Below are 16,815 nucleotides of genomic sequence, written 5' to 3'. Positions count from 1 at the left end.
CCGGGATCAGGACAGCGCGTGGAACTGGCGCTGCAGCCACGCCTTCGCCGGCAGCGCGCGCGCGGGTTCGCGTACCAGCCGGTGCAATGGCGAGCCGCACTCTGACAGGTACGGCTCGTCCTCCATCACCAGCACCATGCGCAGCAGGTCCACGCCGCCCGGCAGGATCGCCGGCGGCAGGTACTCGCGGAAGCCGTAGTGTTCGAACACGCCGTGCAGGAACGGCTCGCAGGCCAGCAGGCAGAACTGGATGCGCGCTTCCTGCGCCCAGCGGTAGGCCTCTTCCATCAGGCGGTCCACCACCGGCTTGTTGCGCTGGTCGGCCTGCACCGCGAAGCGCGTGCCTACCGCCACCTGCGACAACGGCCAGGTGCGCGCGAACTCGTCGATCCGGAACAGGTTGCCGTACTCCACCTGCACCGCTAGCGGCGAGAAGTCGTGCAGGCGCAGCGTGGCGATCGCCTGCTGGTTCTTCTCCACCGCCAGCGTGGTGCCGCAGTCGTCCAGTCCGTCGGTGACGCGCTTGCTGCGGTCGCCGAACTGGCCCTGCTCGTGGAAGTACACCTCGCGGCGCAGGCGTGGCACGTCGCCCAGCGATTCGCCGGGCAGGATACGCGACATCCGCAATCCGATACCCGCGAGCGCCGCCTCGGCCGAGGCCGACGCGATGCGCGCCTCGCGGGCGGACAACGGCACCCTCGGGTTGAACGGTTTGTCCTGCACCATGCCACTCCCTCGCCACGGCGCAGCAGCGCACGGGCCTGGTCATCGGGAACCGCGGTGCCGGCAGGACGGCGGACGGTCGGTCGGTCGGGGAAATCCCCACGTCTGGCTATCAAGCAAACATCGGGCCAACTGGCATCGACGCAGAGAACGGGCGCCGGAGTACCGGCATGCAGGGGCCCGACGCCGAACCCTAGGCCGGCGGGCGGGCGGCAGGCGCCCGGCGAGAGGTGACGCCCAGCGTCAGATTCGAACTTCGTGGGCAGGTCGGAAGCTGCCGCCGGGTCAGGCCGGCTCGTCCGGGATCTGCGCGCTTTCCAGCCGCGCGATGCAGTCCTTCAGCCACAGCTTGCGCTTCTTCAGGCGCTTGACCGCGACCTCGTCGGCATCCCCGTCGTCGACCAGGCGCACGATGGCCTCGTCAAGGTCGCGGTGCTCCAGTCGGAGCGCGGCGATCTTCTCGGCGATGTCGGAGGGGTTGTCGATATCCACGTTGCGAGCGTACACCGCCGACGGCGAGGGCGTCATCGCGCCCCGGTACAATGGCCCCATGAGCACCGTCCTGCCCCTGCCCGACCCCGTCCAGCGCCGCCCGGCCGTCGATCCGCGCCGCGTCGCGCACGAGCAGGGCAAGCTGGCCAGGCGCCTGCGCCGCCAGGTCGGCCAGGCGATCGCCGATTTCGGCATGATCGAGGACGGCGACAAGGTGATGGTGTGCCTGTCCGGCGGCAAGGACAGCTACACGATGCTGGACATCCTGCTGCAGCTGCGGAAGAAGGCGCCGGTGCGCTTCGAGCTGGTGGCGGTGAACCTGGACCAGAAGCAGCCCGGCTTCCCCGAACACGTGCTGCCCGACTACCTGGAACGCGTCGGCGTGCCCTTCCACATCATCGAGCAGGACACCTACTCGGTGGTCAGCCGGGTGATCCCGGAAGGCAAGACGATGTGTTCGCTGTGCTCGCGCCTGCGCCGCGGATCGCTGTACAGCTACGCTGAGGAGAACGGCTTCACCAAGATCGCGCTGGGCCACCACCGCGACGACCTGGTGGCGACGTTCTTCCTCAACCTGTTCTTCCACGCCAAACTGTCGGGCATGCCACCCAAGCTGCTGTCCGACAACGGCAAGCACGTGGTAATCCGCCCGCTCGCCTACGTGCGCGAGGACGACATCGCCGAATACGCCGGGGCCAGGGGCTTCCCCATCATTCCCTGCAATCTGTGCGGCAGCCAGGAAAACCTGCAGCGCAAGCAGGTCAAGAAGATGATGGACGCGTGGGAACGCGAGACGCCCGGCCGCATCGAGACCATCGCGCGCGCGCTGGGCGACATCCGACCGTCGCAGCTCTCCGATCCCAAGCTGTTCGATTTCCTCTCGATCGGCCATCGCGATGGCGCCGCGCTGCCGGATGCGCAGGCGTGGCTGGCGGGCGAACCGCACCCCGCCCTGACGAACGAGGACACCTAACCTCGCCACGCCCTCGCCGTCATCCCGGCGAAAGCCGGGATCCATCTTGCTCTTGCGCTTCAGCGCGCTGGCGGACAGCAGAAGCAGAATGGATCCCGGCTTTCGCCGGGATGACGGGCCAAACAAGCATACGCATTCCCCTCATTTACCGGACTCTGATTCTCCGATGTTCTTCCGCAACCTGACCCTGTTCCGCTTCCCCACCACCCTCGATTTTTCCCAACTCGATGATCTGCTGCCCGAAGCCGCGCTCAAGCCGGTCGGTCCGCTGGAGCTGTCCTCGCGCGGTTTCATCTCGCCGTTCGGCCGCGGCGAGGACGCGTTGTCCCACCGCATCAACGACGCCATCTGGCTGAGCGTGGGCGGCGAGGACAAGATCCTGCCCGGCGCCGTGGTCAACGACCTCCTGCAGAAGAAGCTGCTGGAGATCGAGGCGAAGGAAGGTCGCAAGCCCGGCGGCAAGACCCGCAAGCGGCTGAAGGACGACCTGCTGCACGAGCTGCTGCCGCGTGCGTTCGTGAAGCCCTCGCGCACCGATGCGCTGATCGACCTGGAGCTCGGTTTCATCGCCGTCGACGCGTCCTCGCGCAAGACCGGCGAGAACGTGGTGTCGGAAGTGCGCCGCGCACTCGGCAGCTTCCCGGCGTTGCCGCTCAACGCGGAAGTGGCGCCGCGCAACGTGCTGACCGGCTGGATCGCCGGCGAGCCGCTGCCGGAAGGCCTGTCGCTGGGCGAAGAGTGCGAGCTGAAGGATGCGATGGAAGGCGGCGCGGTGGTGAAGTGCCAGAACCAGGAACTGCAGAGCGACGAGATCGCCAAGCACCTGGAAGCCGGCAAGCAGGTCACCAAGCTGGCGCTGGTGCTGGACGACCACGTGTCGTTCGTCCTCGGCGAAGACCTGATCGTGCGCAAGTTGAAGTTCCTCGACGGCGCGGTCGACCAGCTGGAAAACACCGAGCACGACGACCTGCGCGCCGAGCTGGATGCGCGCTTCGCGCTGATGGCCGGCGAACTGAAGCGGTTGTTCCTGGTGCTGGAACACGCACTGAAGCTCAGCAGGGCCGAATGACCTGCCGCATCGCCCGCCCGCGGGCGATATGATCGCCGCATGACGTCCCTGCTCCACCGCCTGATCGCCCGCACGCCCCGCAGCGTGGAACGCGATACGGTCGAGCTGGCGATGGAGGACGGCCGTACGCTGACGGTGCAACGGGTCCGCGACCCGCGCGCCAAACGGCTGAAGCTGAGCGTGGACGAGCGCGGCGCGCGCCTGACGCTGCCGGTGCGCGCCAGCCTGGTGTCAGGCGACCGCTTCCTGCAGCAGCATCGCGACTGGCTGGCCGACCAGCTCGCGCGCCACGCGCCCGCCGAAGACGCCACCGCCTTCGTTCCCGGCACCAGCGCGCATCTTCCGCTCAGGGGCGAGGACGTGCCGCTGCACTGGCACGAGGGGCGCTACGCCCGCATCGAGCGTCGCGACGACGGCATCCACGCCGCCCTGCCCGCGCGCGCCAGCGATGCCACCCTGCGCCGGACCCTGCGTGCGTTCTACGAAGCCGAAGCGCGTGCCGACGTCGGCCGCTGGCTGCCCGCCTATCTCGCCGGCCTGCCGCGCGCCCCGCGCCAGATCCGGCTGAAGGTGATGTCGTCCCAGTGGGGGTCGCTGGCGCCCGATGGCACGCTGACCCTGGACCTGGCGCTGGTACTGGGCCGGCCGTCGGCATTCGAGTACGTGCTGGTCCATGAGCTCTGCCATCTGCTGCAGGCCAACCATTCGCCCGCCTTCTGGCGCGAAGTCGAAGCGCGCTTCCCCACCTGGCGGGACGAGCGTGCCTGGTTCCATGTCGAAGGGCGTCGCCTCAAGGCCAGCCTGCACCGGCTGTTGGCAGCGGACTGACGTCCGACGGCAGGAGGCGATGTCGTCGCCCTGTCCGGAATGAGACCTGCATCACGAATTTTGGGGGCAAGCCGGAGCCGGCGGGCCAGTGAAGAACTGTCCGGCCGCCTTCGGTCATCCCTTCCTTCCGATGTGGCCCATGGACCGTCACCCCACGCTTCCCCCGTCGCCCGCGCCTTCGCCCGTGCCTGACCGTGATCGCGAAACGGCACCTGCAGGGTCGATGCACCGGTTCGCGCTGTACGCGATGCCACCGTTCGAAACCGCCGCCAGCCTCGCGGCGCGGCGCGCCCTGATGAGCCGCAAGAGCCTGTCGGTGGAAGAGGCCGGCGCCCGCGCCCGGGAACGGCGACGTGCCGCCGGGAAGATCCAGCGCTTCGACCGCCCCGCTCGACTGCTGCTGTTCGTGCTGGTCGCGGCTGGCGGGATCGCCTGGCTCGGCAGCGAGCGGGAATCGATCCCCGTGCTGCTGGCCGGCTACATCCTGCTTGGACTGGCAACCGCCGCATTGATCGCGCGCCTGACCCGGACACCCCAGGCGTCGCGCCTGCCGCTCGAACGCTACTACCTGCCCGACGAGCAACTGGCCAGTGCCGAGGACATCACCCTGCTGCGGCGCTTGGCGCAGGAAGACAGCGAGCTGGAAGCCGCCACGGCAGCCTGGTGGCGCAGCAGCGCGCCAATCCGCAAGGGAGACGTGCGCCTGGCCGTCGACTTCGCGCACGCCAGGCGCGCGACGTCAGGCATCGCGCAGGAAGACTGAGATGCACGCCGCCACGGCGGCCGGATCTTCCATGTGCAGGTGGTGCGTGCCGGCCATGACGTGCAGCCGGCCATCGGGAAGCAGCGCCGCACGCTGCGAGCGCAGCGGCTCGGGAAAATAGGGCTGCGGCGGATCCGCGTAGACCACCGTGGTCGGACAGTCGATGCCGGCCACCAGCGCCGCGAGCTGGGCTTCGTCCAGCCGCTGCGGGGTAGGCAAGGTCAGGCGCGGATCGCTGCTCCACACGAAACCACCCTCCACCGGCCGCACGCCACGCTCGACCAGCAGACGCGCCGCCGACTCGCTCAACTGATTCGCCAGCATGCGCGCCCGCACCGGCGCCGCGAGATCGGCGAACACGCGCAAGTGCTTGCCCGGCAGCGCGCGCGCGGCCGCAATCGCCTCGCGCCAGCGGTCGGCGGTGCGCTCGACCGTTTCGGCCAGGCCGCCGAGTGCCTCGATCACCACCAGCCGCTGCACGCGCTGCGGCACCGCCGCCGCCATCAGGCTGGCGATGCCGGCGCCCATCGAATGGCCCAGCAGCGAGAACGTCTCCCAGCCCAGCGCGTCGGCGATGTCGAGCACCGCATTCACCGCCACGCCGCTGGTGTATTCCCCACCGGGTGCGAGATGCGCGCTGCGGCCATGGCCGGGCAGATCGGGCGCGACCAGTTGCACGCCCGGCAGGTGGTCGGCCAGGGGCACGAAGCTGGCCGCGTTGTCGAGCCAGCCGTGCAGCGCCAGTACCCGCGGGCCGTCGTTGCCGGCGCGCAGGCCGGCGATGCGCCCGAGCGGGATGTCGACCGCGAATTCGCGCAGCCTCATGCGTCCGCGTCGCCCGCCCGGCTGGCCAACATGGCCAGCGCTTCCACATGGCGCGCATCGTCGTTGAGGCACGGGATGTAGCGCAGCGCGCCACCGGCGTGGGCGAACTCCTCGGCGAAGCCGATGCCCACTTCCTCCAGCGTTTCCAGGCAGTCCACCGCGAACCCCGGACAGACCACGTCCACCTTGCGCACGCCGCGCGCGGCGAGGGCCTGCAGGGTGGTGTCGGTGGCCGGCTCCAACCAGCGCTCCTTGCCGAAGCGGGACTGGTAGGTCAGCGTCCATTCGTCGTCGCGCAGGCCCAGCGCCTGCACGATGGCGCGCGTGCTCGCCTCGCACCGCTGCGGGTACGGATCGCCGTTGCGTGCCAGCCGCTGCGGCAGGCCGTGGTAGGAAAACAGCAGGTGCTCGCCCGCGCCGTGGCGCTCCCGCCACTGCCCGACGGACGCCACCACGGCGGCCACCCAGCCCGGATCCACCGAGTAGTCGTCGATGAAGCGCACCTCGAGCCCTGCTGCCTCGCGCACGACGACATCGCGCACCGACTCGGTGGTCGTCGTGGAGTACTGCGGATACAGCGGCAGCACCACCACGCGGCGGATGCCGTCGGCGCGCAGTGTCTGCAACTGCTTCGCCAGCGAGGGCTTGCCGTAGCGCATCGCATCCAGCACGCGCCAGTCCGGCCGTCGCGCCTGCAGGGCGACGCCGAGACGGCGGGTGTACACCGCCAACGGCGAGCCCTCCGGCAGCCAGATACTGGCGTACTTCGCCGCCGCCTTCGGTCCGCGCAACGGCAGGATGATGAAGTGCAGCAGCGGGCACCACAGCCAGCGCGTCAGCTGCACCACGCGATGGTCGTGCAGGAATTCGGCCAGGTAACGTCGGACGGCACGTGGTGTAGGCGCCTCGGGGGTGCCGAGATTGACGACGAGCAGGGCGGTGGCGGGCGTATCGGACATCCGCGTATTGTGGCAGAGCCAGCGCTTCTCGCTGCCGCTGTCAGCACCGATTCATCCGGCCCCGCCTACTTTCCTGAAAGTTGCAGCATCCTGCTGCGAAACCCCCGTATGGAGCCCGCCATGAACCGCACCTCCCGCCGCCTGCTGCCGCCCACCGCGCTCGCGATGGCTGCCGCCCTGTTCGCCGGCCAGGCCATCGCGGGTCCCAAGGAAGACGAGCGCGCCACCAATGCGGTGCGCGTGCTCGCCGAGATCCAGCGCATCCCCGAGAACGGCATTCCCGACAAGCTGCTCGACGAAGGCCGGGCGATCATCGTCATCCCCGACACGCTGAAGGCGGGCCTGGTGATCGGCGGCCGTCGCGGCCACGGCCTGATGTCGGTGAAGAATCCCGACGGTAGCTGGTCGCAGCCGGTCTTCATCAAGCTCACCGGCGGCAGCATCGGGTTCCAGGCCGGCGTGCAGTCGTCGGACGTTGTGCTGGTATTCCGCAACGACCGCTCGCTCGATTCCATCGTCAACGGCAAGTTCACCCTCGGCGCCGATGCCGGCGTCGCCGCCGGCCCGGTCGGCCGCAACGCCAGCGCCGCCACCGATGGCCAGCTGAAGGCCGAGATCTGGTCGTGGTCGCGTGCACGCGGCCTGTTCGCCGGCGTGGCGCTCGACGGCGCCGTGCTGCAGATCGACGACGAAGCCAACACGTCGGTCTACGGCAGCGCCGCCACGCCGCGCGCGATCTTCGAGAGCCGCGCGGGCCAGCCGTCGGACGCGGTGGTCGGCTTCCGCGACGAACTGGAAGAGGTCACCGAACTCGCCCGCGGCAACCGCGGCACCGGTGGCGCCACGGCGCAGACCACCGCTCGCGCGCCCGCACCGGCGGTCGCGCCGGTCGTGGTCGAGGCCCCGGCGCAGACGCAGGGCTTCGAACCCGTGCAGGACGGTGAAGTGCGCACCGAGCCGCTGGACGGCACCCCGTAACGGAAGTAATGGGCGGTGGATCGCCATCCCGGCGGTCCGCCTGCGCTATCCTGAGCGCCCCAACTTTCCTGCGAGCACACCATGGGCGGTTTGAGCATCTGGCATTGGATCATCGTGCTGGTGGTCGTATTGCTCGTCTTCGGCACCAAGCGCCTGCGCAACGCGGGCCAGGACCTGGGCGAAGCGGTCAAGGGCTTCAAGAAGGGCATGAAGGACGACGACAAGCCGGCCGGTCAGCTGAACGACCAGTCGCGCACCGACGAATCCAGCGCCGCCAAAGAGCGCGACCGCGACGCCTCCTGATCGCGCGGCAGCACGTCCGCGTCCATGTTCGACATCGGTTTCAGTGAACTGCTGGTCATCGCGGTCGTCGCGCTGATCGTATTGGGTCCCGAACGCCTGCCCAAGGCGGCGCGCTTCGCCGGCCTGTGGGTACGCCGTGCGCGTGCCCAGTGGTATTCGGTGAAGGACGAGCTCGAACGCGAACTCGCCTCCGAGGAGCTCAAGCGCAACCTCAAGGACGCCCAGGACGCCTTGCGCGATACCGAACAGCGCATCCGCGACAGCACGCGCGAGACCGAACGCCAGTTCGAGGAAATACGGCAGGCCGCGCGTGACGATGCGAAGGCACTGCGCGACGATGTCGAATCCGCCATCACGCCACCCGCACTGGCGAAACCGCCGGCCGCTCCCGCTGCCACGGATCCCGAGCCAGCGCTGGAACCGGTGATGGAAGAGGAAGGCCGTCTCGCCTCGACGACCGACGCGTACGACGAGGCTCCGCAAGACGCGACGCATGAGCCCGAGGCCGGCACGACCGCCGACCTGTTCCCGCCGAAGGAGACGCGATGAACCGCGAATCCCTGGGACAGGAAGCCGAAAGCAGCCTGATGGAACACCTGCTGGAACTGCGCACGCGGCTGATGCGCGGGCTGGCGGGTACCGGCGTCATCCTGCTGGCGCTGCTGCCGTTCGTGCGCCAGCTCTACGACCGCCTCGCGCAGCCGCTGATTTCCCAGCTGCCCGCCGGCCAGGCCACGCAGATGATCGCCAGCGACCCGACGTCCGGGTTCTTCGCGCCGATCAAGCTGGCGTTCTTCCTCGCGTTGTTCCTGTCATCGCCGTGGCTGCTGTTCCAGGCGTGGAGCTTCGTCGCACCCGGCCTGTACAAGCACGAGAAGCGATTGGCGATGCCCTTGCTGGTCTCGGCCATCCTGCTGTTCTACGCGGGGTGCGCGTTCGCGTACTTCCTGGTGCTGCCCAGCGTGTTCCATGCGCTGACGGTGTTCACCCCGGACATCGTGACGCTGGCGCCGGACCCGGCGAAGTACCTCGACTTCGTGATGGTGATCTTCCTGGCCTTCGGCGTGAGCTTCGAGCTGCCGGTGGCACTGGTCATCATGGTGCTGCTGGGCTGGGTGACGCCGCAGCAGCTGCGCGAGGGCCGCGGTTACGCCATCGTCGGCGTGTTCGTCATCGCCGCGCTGATCACCCCGCCCGACGTGGTGTCGCAGCTGATGCTCGCCATCCCGATGTGCCTGCTGTACGAACTGGGCATCATCGCGGCGGGCTGGTTGAAACCGCGCCCGCGCCCCGATAGCGCCTGAGCAACCATGGCGCCGAACGCGCCGCAGCGCGCCCGGGTGCTGAACCATCGCGCTTTCGTATCGATGCCGTCCCGACTTGCGACTGACGCAGCTCAGACTTCGATATGGCTGGGCGCTGGCGACGATGCAGCCGTAACCGCGTCACCCAGCATCTGCCGCCACGCCGCGTAGGCCGCGCCCGCCAGCACCGGCATCACGACGGCCATCAGGGTGAACTGCCAGAGCCCCATCGCGATGGTGCCGCCCACGGCCAACGCCAGGATCGATGCCACCAGCAGCGAGCCCATGCCCACGGCGAAGATGGCGATGCCGGCCAGCAGGTAGAACACCAGCATCGCGGTCCAGTTGTGCAGGCAGGCGCGCAGGCTGTTGCGCATGGCGTCGATGACGTGGGTGCGGGAGAACAGGATCTGCGGCGACGCGACGAACGTCATCCACTTCACGGCCACGAAGACGACGGCCACCAGCAACAGCCACAGCAGCAGCCGACCGGCAGGCAGGCCCTCCACCAGCGAAGGATCGGGCTGGCCACCCGCAGCGGCGATCGTCTGCATCTTCTGGTAGACATCGGCCAGGTGCTGCAGCTGCTCGGTACCTACCATCACGAACAGCAGCGCACCCATGACCAGCGCGGCCAGCAGCTGCGGCAGCAGCGTGGCCAGCAGGGCGGGCGCGTGGCCGTCGCGGACGGGCTGCAGCAGGTTCGACGGCTGCGCTGCGCGCCCCTGGTCCACTTCGCGCACCGCCCACAGCATGCCCGCGAAGAACAGCGGACCCGCCAGCACCAGCAGGAACTGCATCGCCAGCGTCATCGCCGGCAGCGTCACCGCCACCAGCGCCACGACCATCGACAGCAGCCCCCACAGCACGGCCAGCGTCGCCAGCGGCACCGGCGCGCGCTTCAGCAGGGCGATGCCCGCCAGCAGCCATTCTGCGCCGGCACTGGCCGGCACCTTGTTGATCGTCGACATCGGGGTTCTCTGGGAGAAGTACAGCAGGAAGGCTCAGCGCGCGTGCAGGCCACGCGCATGGCGGACGAACCGCCGCAATAGTTTGCGGGCTTGCGGCGCCGCCGTCACGCTGCGGGCGATGGTGCCCGGGCAGCGGCCCTCGCTGCGCAGGTGGTCGGCACGCGCATGCACGTAGCCGCGCATGTGGTGGGTGGCGAATTCGGGGTGGAACTGCACGCCCCAGGCGCGGTCGCGCCAGCGGAACGCATGGCAGTCGTCCTGCTCGGAACGCGCCAGCACGGTGGCGCCCTCGGGCGGCCGCGCCACGGTCTGCACGTGCGTCGCGTGCGCAGTGAACTTCAGCGGCAGCGCCGAGAACAGCGGATCGTCCTGCGCATGCGGGTGCAGGTCGATGTGGACGGTGCCGGATTCGCGCCCGGCCGGGTTGTAGGCGACCTCACCGCCCAGCGCATGCGCCAGCAGCTGGTGCCCGTAACAGATGCCCAGCAGCGGCAGGCCTTCGTGGGCGGCGTCGCGCAACCAGTCGGCGCTGCGCTCGCTCCAGTCCGCGCGATCGGTGACCATCGCGGCCGAGCCGCTGACGATGACGCCGGCGAAACCCTCGCGCGGAGGAAGCGCATCGCCGCGCTCGACGTTCGCCACCACGGTCTCGTCCGCTTCCAGTCCGGCGGCCACGCGGATCCAGTGCGGGAAGCCGCCATAACGCCGCATCGACTGCACCGGCTGTCCGGTTTCGACGATGAGGAAGGGGGCTTTCACGGGCATATCCACGACGGCGGCGAACGGGCGAAAAGCAGCGGAAGGACAAGGGCTTGCCCGTATACTAGCCCGCTTTTCCGCAGTGCACGATAACGCGATGGCCGGACAAACCATTTCACCGGTAACCACCTTCCAGGGCCTCAGCTTCCAGGCCCTGATCCAGACCCTGAACCAGTACTGGGCCGAGCAGGGCTGCGTGCTGATCCAGCCGCTGGACCTGGAGGTCGGCGCCGGCACGTTCCATCCCGCGACCTTCCTGCGCGCGCTGGGACCGGAGCCGTGGAATGCCGCCTACGTGCAGCCCAGCCGCCGCCCCACCGACGGCCGCTACGGCGAGAACCCCAACCGCCTGCAGCGGTACTACCAGTACCAGGTGGTGATGAAGCCCAACCCCGACAACATCCAGGAGCTGTACCTGGGGTCGTTGAAGGCGCTAGGCATCGACCCGCGCGTGCACGACCTGCGCTTCGTCGAGGACAACTGGGAATCGCCGACGCTCGGTGCCTGGGGCCTGGGCTGGGAAGTCTGGTTGAACGGCATGGAAGTCACCCAGTTCACCTACTTCCAGCAGGCCGGCGGCCTGGAATGCCGGCCGGTGCTGGGCGAGATCACCTACGGCCTCGAGCGCCTCTGCATGTACCTGCAGAACGTCGACAACGTCTACGACCTGGTGTGGACGGTCGGTCCGCAGGGCGTGGTGAAGTACGGCGACGTCTACCACCAGAACGAGGTGGAACAGAGCACGTACAACTTCGAGCACGCCGACGTGGAAGAGCTGTTCCACCGCTTCGACGCCTGCGAGAAGGAAGCGCTGAAGCTGGTCGACGTGGGCCTGCCGCTGCCCGCCTACGAGCAGGTCTGCAAGGCCAGCCACAGCTTCAACCTGCTGGACGCGCGCCGCGCGATCTCCGTCACCGAGCGCCAGCGCTACATCCTGCGCGTGCGCAAGCTGGCGCAGGCAGTGGCCGAGGCGTACTACGCGCAGCGCGAGAAGCTGGGCTTCCCCGGCCTGAAGCGGGAACCCGCCGCGTGATCCTGATCGGCATGTTCGATTCGCCGTTCGTGCGCCGTGTCGCCGTGGCGATGGAGCTGCATGGCGTGCCGTTCGAACATCGCGACTGGTCGGTCGGCCGCGACTTCGACCGCATCCGCGAGTACAGCCCGCTCGGCCGCGTGCCGGTGCTGGTGCTCGACGACGGCGAAGCGCTGACCGAATCGGCGGTGATCCTCGACTGGCTGGATGGCCAGGCGACTGCGGACACATCGTTGCTGCCGTCCCATGGCGCGCAGCGCCGGCAGGCGCTGAAGCTGGTCGGCTACGCGACCGGCGCCGTGGAGAAGGCGCTGCTGCAGGTGATGGAGCGCGTGTTCCGTCCCGCCGAGAAAAGCCATCAGCCGTGGCTGGACCGCTGCCATGCGCAGATGCGCGGTGCCCTGCAAGTGCTCGAAGCGGCCTGCGTGGACGCCGGCAATGCCGAGTGGCTGGTCGGCGAGCGCATCGGCCTGGCCGACGTCACCCTCGCCTGCTTCTGCACCTACGTGCGCGATGCGGTGCCGTTCGACCTGGATGCATTCCCGGCCCTGGCCGCGCGCGTGGCGCGCTACGAAGCCCTGCCGGCGTTGAAGAAATACTACGTGCCGTTCGATGCGCCGGTTCCCGGTGCCGCGGCCCCCGCGAAGGATTGAAGATGAGCCAGACCTCCTCCCTGCTGATCGAACTGGGCACCGAAGAGCTGCCGGTCAAGGCGCTGCCGGGCCTGGCGCAGGCCTTCTTCGATGGCGTGATCGCCGCGCTGGAGAAGCGCGGCATCGATTTCACGCGTGGTGACGCCAAGCCGCTGTATACGCCGCGTCGCCTGGCGGTGCTGCTGCCGGCGGTGGCCGTGGAACAGCCGGAACAGAAATCCGAAGTGCTCGGTCCGTACCTCAACATCGCGCTGGACGCGAACGGGGCGCCGACCAAGGCGCTGGAAGGCTTCGCCGCGAAGGCCGGCATCGACTGGACGCAGCTCGAACGCACCACCGACGGCAAGGGCGAGCGTTTCGTCCACCGTGCGGTGAAGCCCGGCGCGAAGACCGTCGACCTGCTGGCCGACATCGTGCGCGACGCGCTGGCCGGCATGCCGATTCCCAAGCCGATGCGCTGGGGCGACCACGACTACGCGTTCGCGCGGCCGGTGCACTGGCTGGTGCTGCTGCTGGGCAGCGACGTGGTGGCCGCCGAGGTGCTGGGCGTGAAGTCCAACCGCATGAGCCGCGGGCACCGCTTCGAACACGACAAGGCGGTATGGATCAACAATCCCGACGACTACGTCATCGCCCTGGAAGGCGCGAAGGTGCTGGTCGATCCCGACGCGCGCCGCGCACGGATAGCGGCGGAAGTGCACAAGGCCGCCGAGCAGGCGGGTGGCAGCGCACGCATCACCGATGACAACCTGGAACAGGTGGTCTGCCTGACCGAATGGCCGGCGGCGGTGCTGTGCAGTTTCGAATCCGCGTTCCTGGCCGTGCCGCAGGAAGCGCTGATCGAGACGATGGAGATCAACCAGAAGTTCTTCCCGGTGCTCAGCGACGGCGGCAAGCTGACCGAGCATTTCATCGGCATCGCCAACATCGAGTCGCAGAACGTCGACGAAGTGCGCAAGGGCTACGAGCGCGTGATCCGTCCACGCTTCAGCGATGCGAAGTTCTTCTTCGACGAGGACCTGAAGCAGGGCGTGACGTCGATGGGCGATGGCCTGAAGACCGTCACCTACCAAGCCAAGCTGGGCAGCGTGGCCGACAAGGTCGCGCGCGTGGCCGCGCTGGCGGAGACGATCGCCGCGCAGGTCGGTGCCGATCCCGCGCAGGCGCGCCGCGCCGCCGAACTGGCGAAGAACGACCTGCAGTCGCGCATGGTCAACGAGTTCCCGGAACTGCAGGGCATCGCGGGCCGTCACTACGCGCTCGCCGCCGGCGAGCCGAAAGAGATCGCGCTGGCCATCGACGAGGCCTACCAGCCGCGTTTCGCCGGCGACGACATCGCGCTGTCGCCGCTGGGCAAGGTGCTGGCGATCGCCGAGCGCCTGGACACGCTGGCCGGCGGCTTCGCCGCGGGCCTGAAACCGACCGGCAACAAGGATCCGTTCGCGCTGCGGCGCAATGCGCTGGGCCTGGCCCGGACGGTGATCGAGAGCGGGTTCAACGTCTCGATCAAGGACCTGATCGCCAAGGCGATCGACGCCATCGGTCCGTTGCCGACCGGCAAGGACAACGCCACGGCACTCGCCGACGGCAACGAGATCTACGACTTCATCCTCGACCGCCTGCGCAGCTACTACGCCGACAAGGGCGTACCCGCCGCGCATTTCACCGCCGTCGCGGAACTGAAGCCGGTGTCGCTGTACGACTTCGACACACGCCTGGATGCCATCGGCACCTTCGCCACGCTGCCGGAGGCCGAGGCGCTGGCCGCCGCCAACAAGCGCATCGGCAACATCCTGAAGAAGGCCGACATCGCCATCCCGCATGCGATCGACCGCGCGCTGCTGACCGATCCGGCCGAGAGCGCACTGGCCGAAGCGGTGGAAGCGGTGCTCGGCGAGACCGACGAAGCGCTGCACCACCACGACTACGTCACCGTGCTGAACCACCTCGCCCGCCTGCGCCCGCAGGTCGATGCGTTCTTCGACAGCGTGATGGTCAACGCCGAGGACCCCGCCGTGCGTGCCAACCGGCTTGCGCTGCTCAAGCGCCTGGCCGACCGTTTCCGCGCCGTGGCGGCGATCGAGCATCTGTCGGGCTGAGGAGCTCGCCATGCGCCCCCTCCCCTGCTTGCGGGGGAGGGCTGGGGTGGGGGCGAGCGCGCTGCATGCACCGTTCGCATCACCACCGTCCGCGTCATGTCACTTCGCCCCCATCCCCACCTTCCCCCGCATGCGGGGGAAGGAGCAGATCGCGGCGTTGAAATGTTTGCGTGAACGATGTGCCCCTTGATGGTGGCGATCCTTCACCCCGCTTAACCCTCCCCGGGTATCCTCTCCGCATGCGTCGATTCCCCCGCCTCGCCACCTTCGTCGTCCTGTTCGCTGCCACGGCGCCGGCCTGGGCCGCGGCCATCGTCGACAAGGTGCAGGTCGAAGGGCTGGATGACGAGTTGATGGTCGAGAACATCAACGCCGCGCTGTCGCTGAACGACTCGCTGGGCAAGCGGCTGGGCGAGTCACGGCTGGAATACCTGCTCGGCGAAGCGGAGGCGGAAACGCGCGAGGCGCTGGAGCCGTTCGGCTACTACTCGCCCACCGTGACCATCGACGCCCCACGCAGCGAAGGCGCCGAGGAAGAGCGGCTGACCGTGGTGGTGCGGGTGCAACTGGGCGAACCGGTGCGCGTGCGCAAGCGCGACCTGTCCATCGACGGCGAGGGCGGCGACGACCGCTACCTGAAGGAAGACCTGGAGGCGTTCGCGCCGAACGTCGGCGACGTCTTCGACCACACCACCTACGAAGCCAGCAAACTGGCCATCGTGCGGCGCCTCGCCGACCGCGGCTACTTCGATGCCGACTTCACCCATCGCCGCGTCGAGGTCACGCGCGCCGACCATGCCGCCGACATCGCGCTGGGCTGGGTCAGCGGCATCCGCTACGACATGGGCGCCACCACCTTCCACCAGGACAAGTTCGAGCCGGGCCTGCTGGAGAAGCTGGTGTACTGGGAGGAAGGCAGCTACTTCCACCAGGGCAAGCTGGACCGCCTGCGCGAATCGCTGGTGGGCCTGGACTATTTTTCCAGCATCGATATCCAGGCCAACCCCGACAAGGCGGTCGAAGGCCGCGTGCCGGTAGACGTGAACCTGGAGCTCGCCAAGCGCGACATCTACACGGCCGGCCTCAGCTACGGCACCGAGAGCGGCCCCGGTATCCGGCTGGGGCTGGACCGTCGCTACGTCAATTCGCGCGGACACAAGCTGTCCACCCACCTGGACTACGCCCAGAAGCGCAAGACGCTGCTGACGCAGTACCGCATTCCCGCGTTCAAGTGGCTGGACGGCTGGTACACCGTCGGCCTGCAGGCCAGCGACGAACAGACCGACTACATCGACCTGCGCCATGTCGAGTTCACCGGCAGCCGCAGCGGCCAGGTCAGCGAAGACTGGACCGCGGTGGCATCGATCCACGCGCTGCGCGAGCGCTGGCGCTACGTCGAGAACGATCCGCTGACGGGCCTGCCGGACACCACGGTGCAGTACGCGACGTTCACCTATCCGTCGCTGCGCGCGGACTACACCAACTCGCCGGTCGGTTCGAACCGTCCCGACCAGCTGGCCGGCTCCATCCTGCTGCGCGGCGGCGTGGACGGTGCGGGGTCGGACGCCAATTTCCTGCAGTTCCACATGCGCGCGCGCTGGTCGCAGCGTTACAAGGCCAACAGCACGCTGATCGTGCGCGGCGAGTACGGCCACACCTTCACCAGCTCCCTGGTGGCGATGCCACCGTCGCTGCGCTTCTTCGCCGGCGGCGACCGCAGCATCCGCGGCTATGCCTGGCGTGAAGTCGGCCCGCGCCGCGGCGACTACGCACTGGGTGCGAAGAACGTGCTGACCAGCAGCGTCGAGTACGAGTTCTATCCGAAGGGCGGCCCGTACGGCGGCGCGGTGTTCGTCGACACCGGCAGCGCGTTCGACGGCAGGACGCCCGACCTGAGCACGGGCATCGGCGTCGGCCTGCGCTGGCGCTCGCCGGTCGGACCGGTGCGGCTGGACGTGGCGCACGGCCTCAACGATCCGGATTCCAGCTTCCAGATCTACCTCAACATCGGGACGGATCTGTGAGGAAGTACAAGCTCCCCGACGACCTGACGCCGGAAGAGCGCGAGGCGCGCATCGCCGAA

The 16,815-nt window shown here is 68.7% G+C and carries 18 protein-coding genes; 12 read left to right on the top strand and 6 right to left on the bottom strand.

Annotated features, from left to right (window positions below; all coding sequences use genetic code 11):
• Positions 1–6: 6 nt before the first annotated feature.
• Entirely contained in the window at positions 7–726 is a 720-nt protein-coding gene (locus AC04MD_RS05265) for an N-acyl amino acid synthase FeeM domain-containing protein (protein ID WP_475496266.1), read from the bottom strand.
• A 282-nt stretch (positions 727–1,008) separates the two neighbouring features.
• Positions 1,009–1,275 carry a YdcH family protein gene (locus tag AC04MD_RS05260; protein WP_475496265.1) on the bottom strand — a complete coding sequence of 89 codons (267 nt, stop codon included), beginning with the start codon at positions 1,273–1,275 and terminating at the stop codon, positions 1,009–1,011.
• Between AC04MD_RS05260 and ttcA the strand changes: the two genes are divergently transcribed.
• The 4 genes from ttcA to AC04MD_RS05240 all read left to right on the top strand — a co-directional run bounded on the left by ttcA (position 1,274) and on the right by AC04MD_RS05240 (position 4,848).
• Positions 1,274–2,188 (top strand): tRNA 2-thiocytidine(32) synthetase TtcA, encoded by a 915-nt coding sequence (gene ttcA, locus AC04MD_RS05255; RefSeq protein ID WP_475496264.1) that lies wholly within the window; start codon positions 1,274–1,276, stop codon positions 2,186–2,188. The two genes, AC04MD_RS05260 and ttcA, sit on opposite strands and share 2 nt — an antisense overlap.
• Positions 2,189–2,354: 166 nt before the next feature.
• Positions 2,355–3,257 carry a recombination-associated protein RdgC gene (locus tag AC04MD_RS05250; protein ID WP_475496263.1) on the top strand — a complete coding sequence of 301 codons (903 nt, stop codon included), beginning with the start codon at positions 2,355–2,357 and terminating at the stop codon, positions 3,255–3,257.
• 39 nt (positions 3,258–3,296) lie between these two features.
• Entirely contained in the window at positions 3,297–4,085 is a 789-nt protein-coding gene (locus AC04MD_RS05245) for a YgjP family zinc-dependent metalloprotease (protein ID WP_475496262.1), read from the top strand.
• Positions 4,086–4,308: 223 nt separating this feature from the next.
• Positions 4,309–4,848, top strand: coding sequence for a hypothetical protein (locus AC04MD_RS05240; protein WP_475496261.1), 540 nt, complete (start codon positions 4,309–4,311; stop codon positions 4,846–4,848).
• On the opposite strand, the gene AC04MD_RS05235 is transcribed toward AC04MD_RS05240, so the two are convergent.
• Positions 4,825–5,673, bottom strand: coding sequence for an alpha/beta fold hydrolase (locus AC04MD_RS05235; RefSeq protein ID WP_475496260.1), 849 nt, complete (start codon positions 5,671–5,673; stop codon positions 4,825–4,827). The two genes, AC04MD_RS05240 and AC04MD_RS05235, sit on opposite strands and share 24 nt — an antisense overlap.
• Positions 5,670–6,632, bottom strand: a complete 963-nt coding sequence (hemH, locus tag AC04MD_RS05230; RefSeq protein ID WP_475496259.1) for a ferrochelatase — start codon at positions 6,630–6,632, stop codon at positions 5,670–5,672. The genes AC04MD_RS05235 and hemH overlap by 4 nt, the downstream gene beginning before the upstream one ends.
• Before the next feature lie 120 nt (positions 6,633–6,752).
• Between hemH and AC04MD_RS05225 the strand changes: the two genes are divergently transcribed.
• The 4 genes from AC04MD_RS05225 to tatC all read left to right on the top strand — a co-directional run bounded on the left by AC04MD_RS05225 (position 6,753) and on the right by tatC (position 9,217).
• Positions 6,753–7,610: a lipid-binding SYLF domain-containing protein gene (locus AC04MD_RS05225; RefSeq protein WP_475496258.1), complete on the top strand. Its 858-nt coding sequence runs from the start codon at positions 6,753–6,755 to the stop codon at positions 7,608–7,610.
• A gap of 81 nt (positions 7,611–7,691) precedes the next feature.
• The gene (gene tatA / locus AC04MD_RS05220) at positions 7,692–7,913 is read left to right on the top strand and encodes a Sec-independent protein translocase subunit TatA (RefSeq protein ID WP_241045208.1); all 222 of its coding nucleotides are present in this window, start codon (positions 7,692–7,694) and stop codon (positions 7,911–7,913) included.
• Between the two features lie 24 nt (positions 7,914–7,937).
• Positions 7,938–8,462, top strand: coding sequence for a Sec-independent protein translocase protein TatB (gene tatB / locus AC04MD_RS05215; RefSeq protein ID WP_475496257.1), 525 nt, complete (start codon positions 7,938–7,940; stop codon positions 8,460–8,462).
• A complete protein-coding gene (gene tatC / locus AC04MD_RS05210; protein ID WP_475496256.1) occupies positions 8,459–9,217 on the top strand; it encodes a twin-arginine translocase subunit TatC in 759 nt (252 codons plus the stop codon). The genes tatB and tatC overlap by 4 nt, the downstream gene beginning before the upstream one ends.
• Before the next feature lie 92 nt (positions 9,218–9,309).
• Here tatC and AC04MD_RS05205 read toward each other — a convergent pair whose 3' ends face one another.
• Both AC04MD_RS05205 and AC04MD_RS05200 read right to left on the bottom strand, forming a co-directional pair.
• Positions 9,310–10,188 carry a BPSS1780 family membrane protein gene (locus AC04MD_RS05205; protein ID WP_475496255.1) on the bottom strand — a complete coding sequence of 293 codons (879 nt, stop codon included), beginning with the start codon at positions 10,186–10,188 and terminating at the stop codon, positions 9,310–9,312.
• A 33-nt stretch (positions 10,189–10,221) separates the two neighbouring features.
• Positions 10,222–10,953, bottom strand: a complete 732-nt coding sequence (locus AC04MD_RS05200; RefSeq protein WP_475496254.1) for a glutamine amidotransferase — start codon at positions 10,951–10,953, stop codon at positions 10,222–10,224.
• Between the two features lie 91 nt (positions 10,954–11,044).
• Here AC04MD_RS05200 and glyQ point away from each other — a divergent pair, with 91 nt between their 5' ends.
• The 4 genes from glyQ to AC04MD_RS05180 all read left to right on the top strand — a co-directional run bounded on the left by glyQ (position 11,045) and on the right by AC04MD_RS05180 (position 16,756).
• The gene (gene glyQ / locus AC04MD_RS05195) at positions 11,045–11,980 is read left to right on the top strand and encodes a glycine--tRNA ligase subunit alpha (protein ID WP_475496253.1); all 936 of its coding nucleotides are present in this window, start codon (positions 11,045–11,047) and stop codon (positions 11,978–11,980) included.
• The gene (locus tag AC04MD_RS05190) at positions 11,977–12,633 is read left to right on the top strand and encodes a glutathione S-transferase family protein (RefSeq protein WP_475496252.1); all 657 of its coding nucleotides are present in this window, start codon (positions 11,977–11,979) and stop codon (positions 12,631–12,633) included. The genes glyQ and AC04MD_RS05190 overlap by 4 nt, the downstream gene beginning before the upstream one ends.
• Before the next feature lie 2 nt (positions 12,634–12,635).
• The gene (glyS, locus tag AC04MD_RS05185) at positions 12,636–14,732 is read left to right on the top strand and encodes a glycine--tRNA ligase subunit beta (RefSeq protein WP_475496251.1); all 2,097 of its coding nucleotides are present in this window, start codon (positions 12,636–12,638) and stop codon (positions 14,730–14,732) included.
• 239 nt (positions 14,733–14,971) lie between these two features.
• Positions 14,972–16,756: an autotransporter assembly complex protein TamA gene (locus AC04MD_RS05180; protein WP_475496250.1), complete on the top strand. Its 1,785-nt coding sequence runs from the start codon at positions 14,972–14,974 to the stop codon at positions 16,754–16,756.
• Positions 16,757–16,815 lie beyond the last annotated feature (59 nt).

The sequence above is a fragment of the Pseudoxanthomonas sp. LjRoot206 genome, from assembly GCF_056175725.1.
This window is presented reverse-complemented; position numbering and strand designations above follow the sequence as displayed.

What these genes read in the sequence shown, in the direction of transcription:
- AC04MD_RS05265 (WP_475496266.1), bottom strand. Translation starts at nt 726, where the DNA reads ATGGTGCAGGACAAACCGTTCAACCCGAGGGTGCCGTTGTCCGCCCGC.
- ttcA (WP_475496264.1), top strand. Translation starts at nt 1,274, where the DNA reads ATGAGCACCGTCCTGCCCCTGCCCGACCCCGTCCAGCGCCGCCCGGCC.
- AC04MD_RS05260 (WP_475496265.1), bottom strand. Translation starts at nt 1,275, where the DNA reads ATGGGGCCATTGTACCGGGGCGCGATGACGCCCTCGCCGTCGGCGGTG.
- AC04MD_RS05250 (WP_475496263.1), top strand. Translation starts at nt 2,355, where the DNA reads ATGTTCTTCCGCAACCTGACCCTGTTCCGCTTCCCCACCACCCTCGAT.
- AC04MD_RS05245 (WP_475496262.1), top strand. Translation starts at nt 3,297, where the DNA reads ATGACGTCCCTGCTCCACCGCCTGATCGCCCGCACGCCCCGCAGCGTG.
- AC04MD_RS05240 (WP_475496261.1), top strand. Translation starts at nt 4,309, where the DNA reads ATGCACCGGTTCGCGCTGTACGCGATGCCACCGTTCGAAACCGCCGCC.
- AC04MD_RS05235 (WP_475496260.1), bottom strand. Translation starts at nt 5,673, where the DNA reads ATGAGGCTGCGCGAATTCGCGGTCGACATCCCGCTCGGGCGCATCGCC.
- hemH (WP_475496259.1), bottom strand. Translation starts at nt 6,632, where the DNA reads ATGTCCGATACGCCCGCCACCGCCCTGCTCGTCGTCAATCTCGGCACC.
- AC04MD_RS05225 (WP_475496258.1), top strand. Translation starts at nt 6,753, where the DNA reads ATGAACCGCACCTCCCGCCGCCTGCTGCCGCCCACCGCGCTCGCGATG.
- tatA (WP_241045208.1), top strand. Translation starts at nt 7,692, where the DNA reads ATGGGCGGTTTGAGCATCTGGCATTGGATCATCGTGCTGGTGGTCGTA.
- tatB (WP_475496257.1), top strand. Translation starts at nt 7,938, where the DNA reads ATGTTCGACATCGGTTTCAGTGAACTGCTGGTCATCGCGGTCGTCGCG.
- tatC (WP_475496256.1), top strand. Translation starts at nt 8,459, where the DNA reads ATGAACCGCGAATCCCTGGGACAGGAAGCCGAAAGCAGCCTGATGGAA.
- AC04MD_RS05205 (WP_475496255.1), bottom strand. Translation starts at nt 10,188, where the DNA reads ATGTCGACGATCAACAAGGTGCCGGCCAGTGCCGGCGCAGAATGGCTG.
- AC04MD_RS05200 (WP_475496254.1), bottom strand. Translation starts at nt 10,953, where the DNA reads ATGCCCGTGAAAGCCCCCTTCCTCATCGTCGAAACCGGACAGCCGGTG.
- glyQ (WP_475496253.1), top strand. Translation starts at nt 11,045, where the DNA reads ATGGCCGGACAAACCATTTCACCGGTAACCACCTTCCAGGGCCTCAGC.
- glyS (WP_475496251.1), top strand. Translation starts at nt 12,636, where the DNA reads ATGAGCCAGACCTCCTCCCTGCTGATCGAACTGGGCACCGAAGAGCTG.
- AC04MD_RS05180 (WP_475496250.1), top strand. Translation starts at nt 14,972, where the DNA reads ATGCGTCGATTCCCCCGCCTCGCCACCTTCGTCGTCCTGTTCGCTGCC.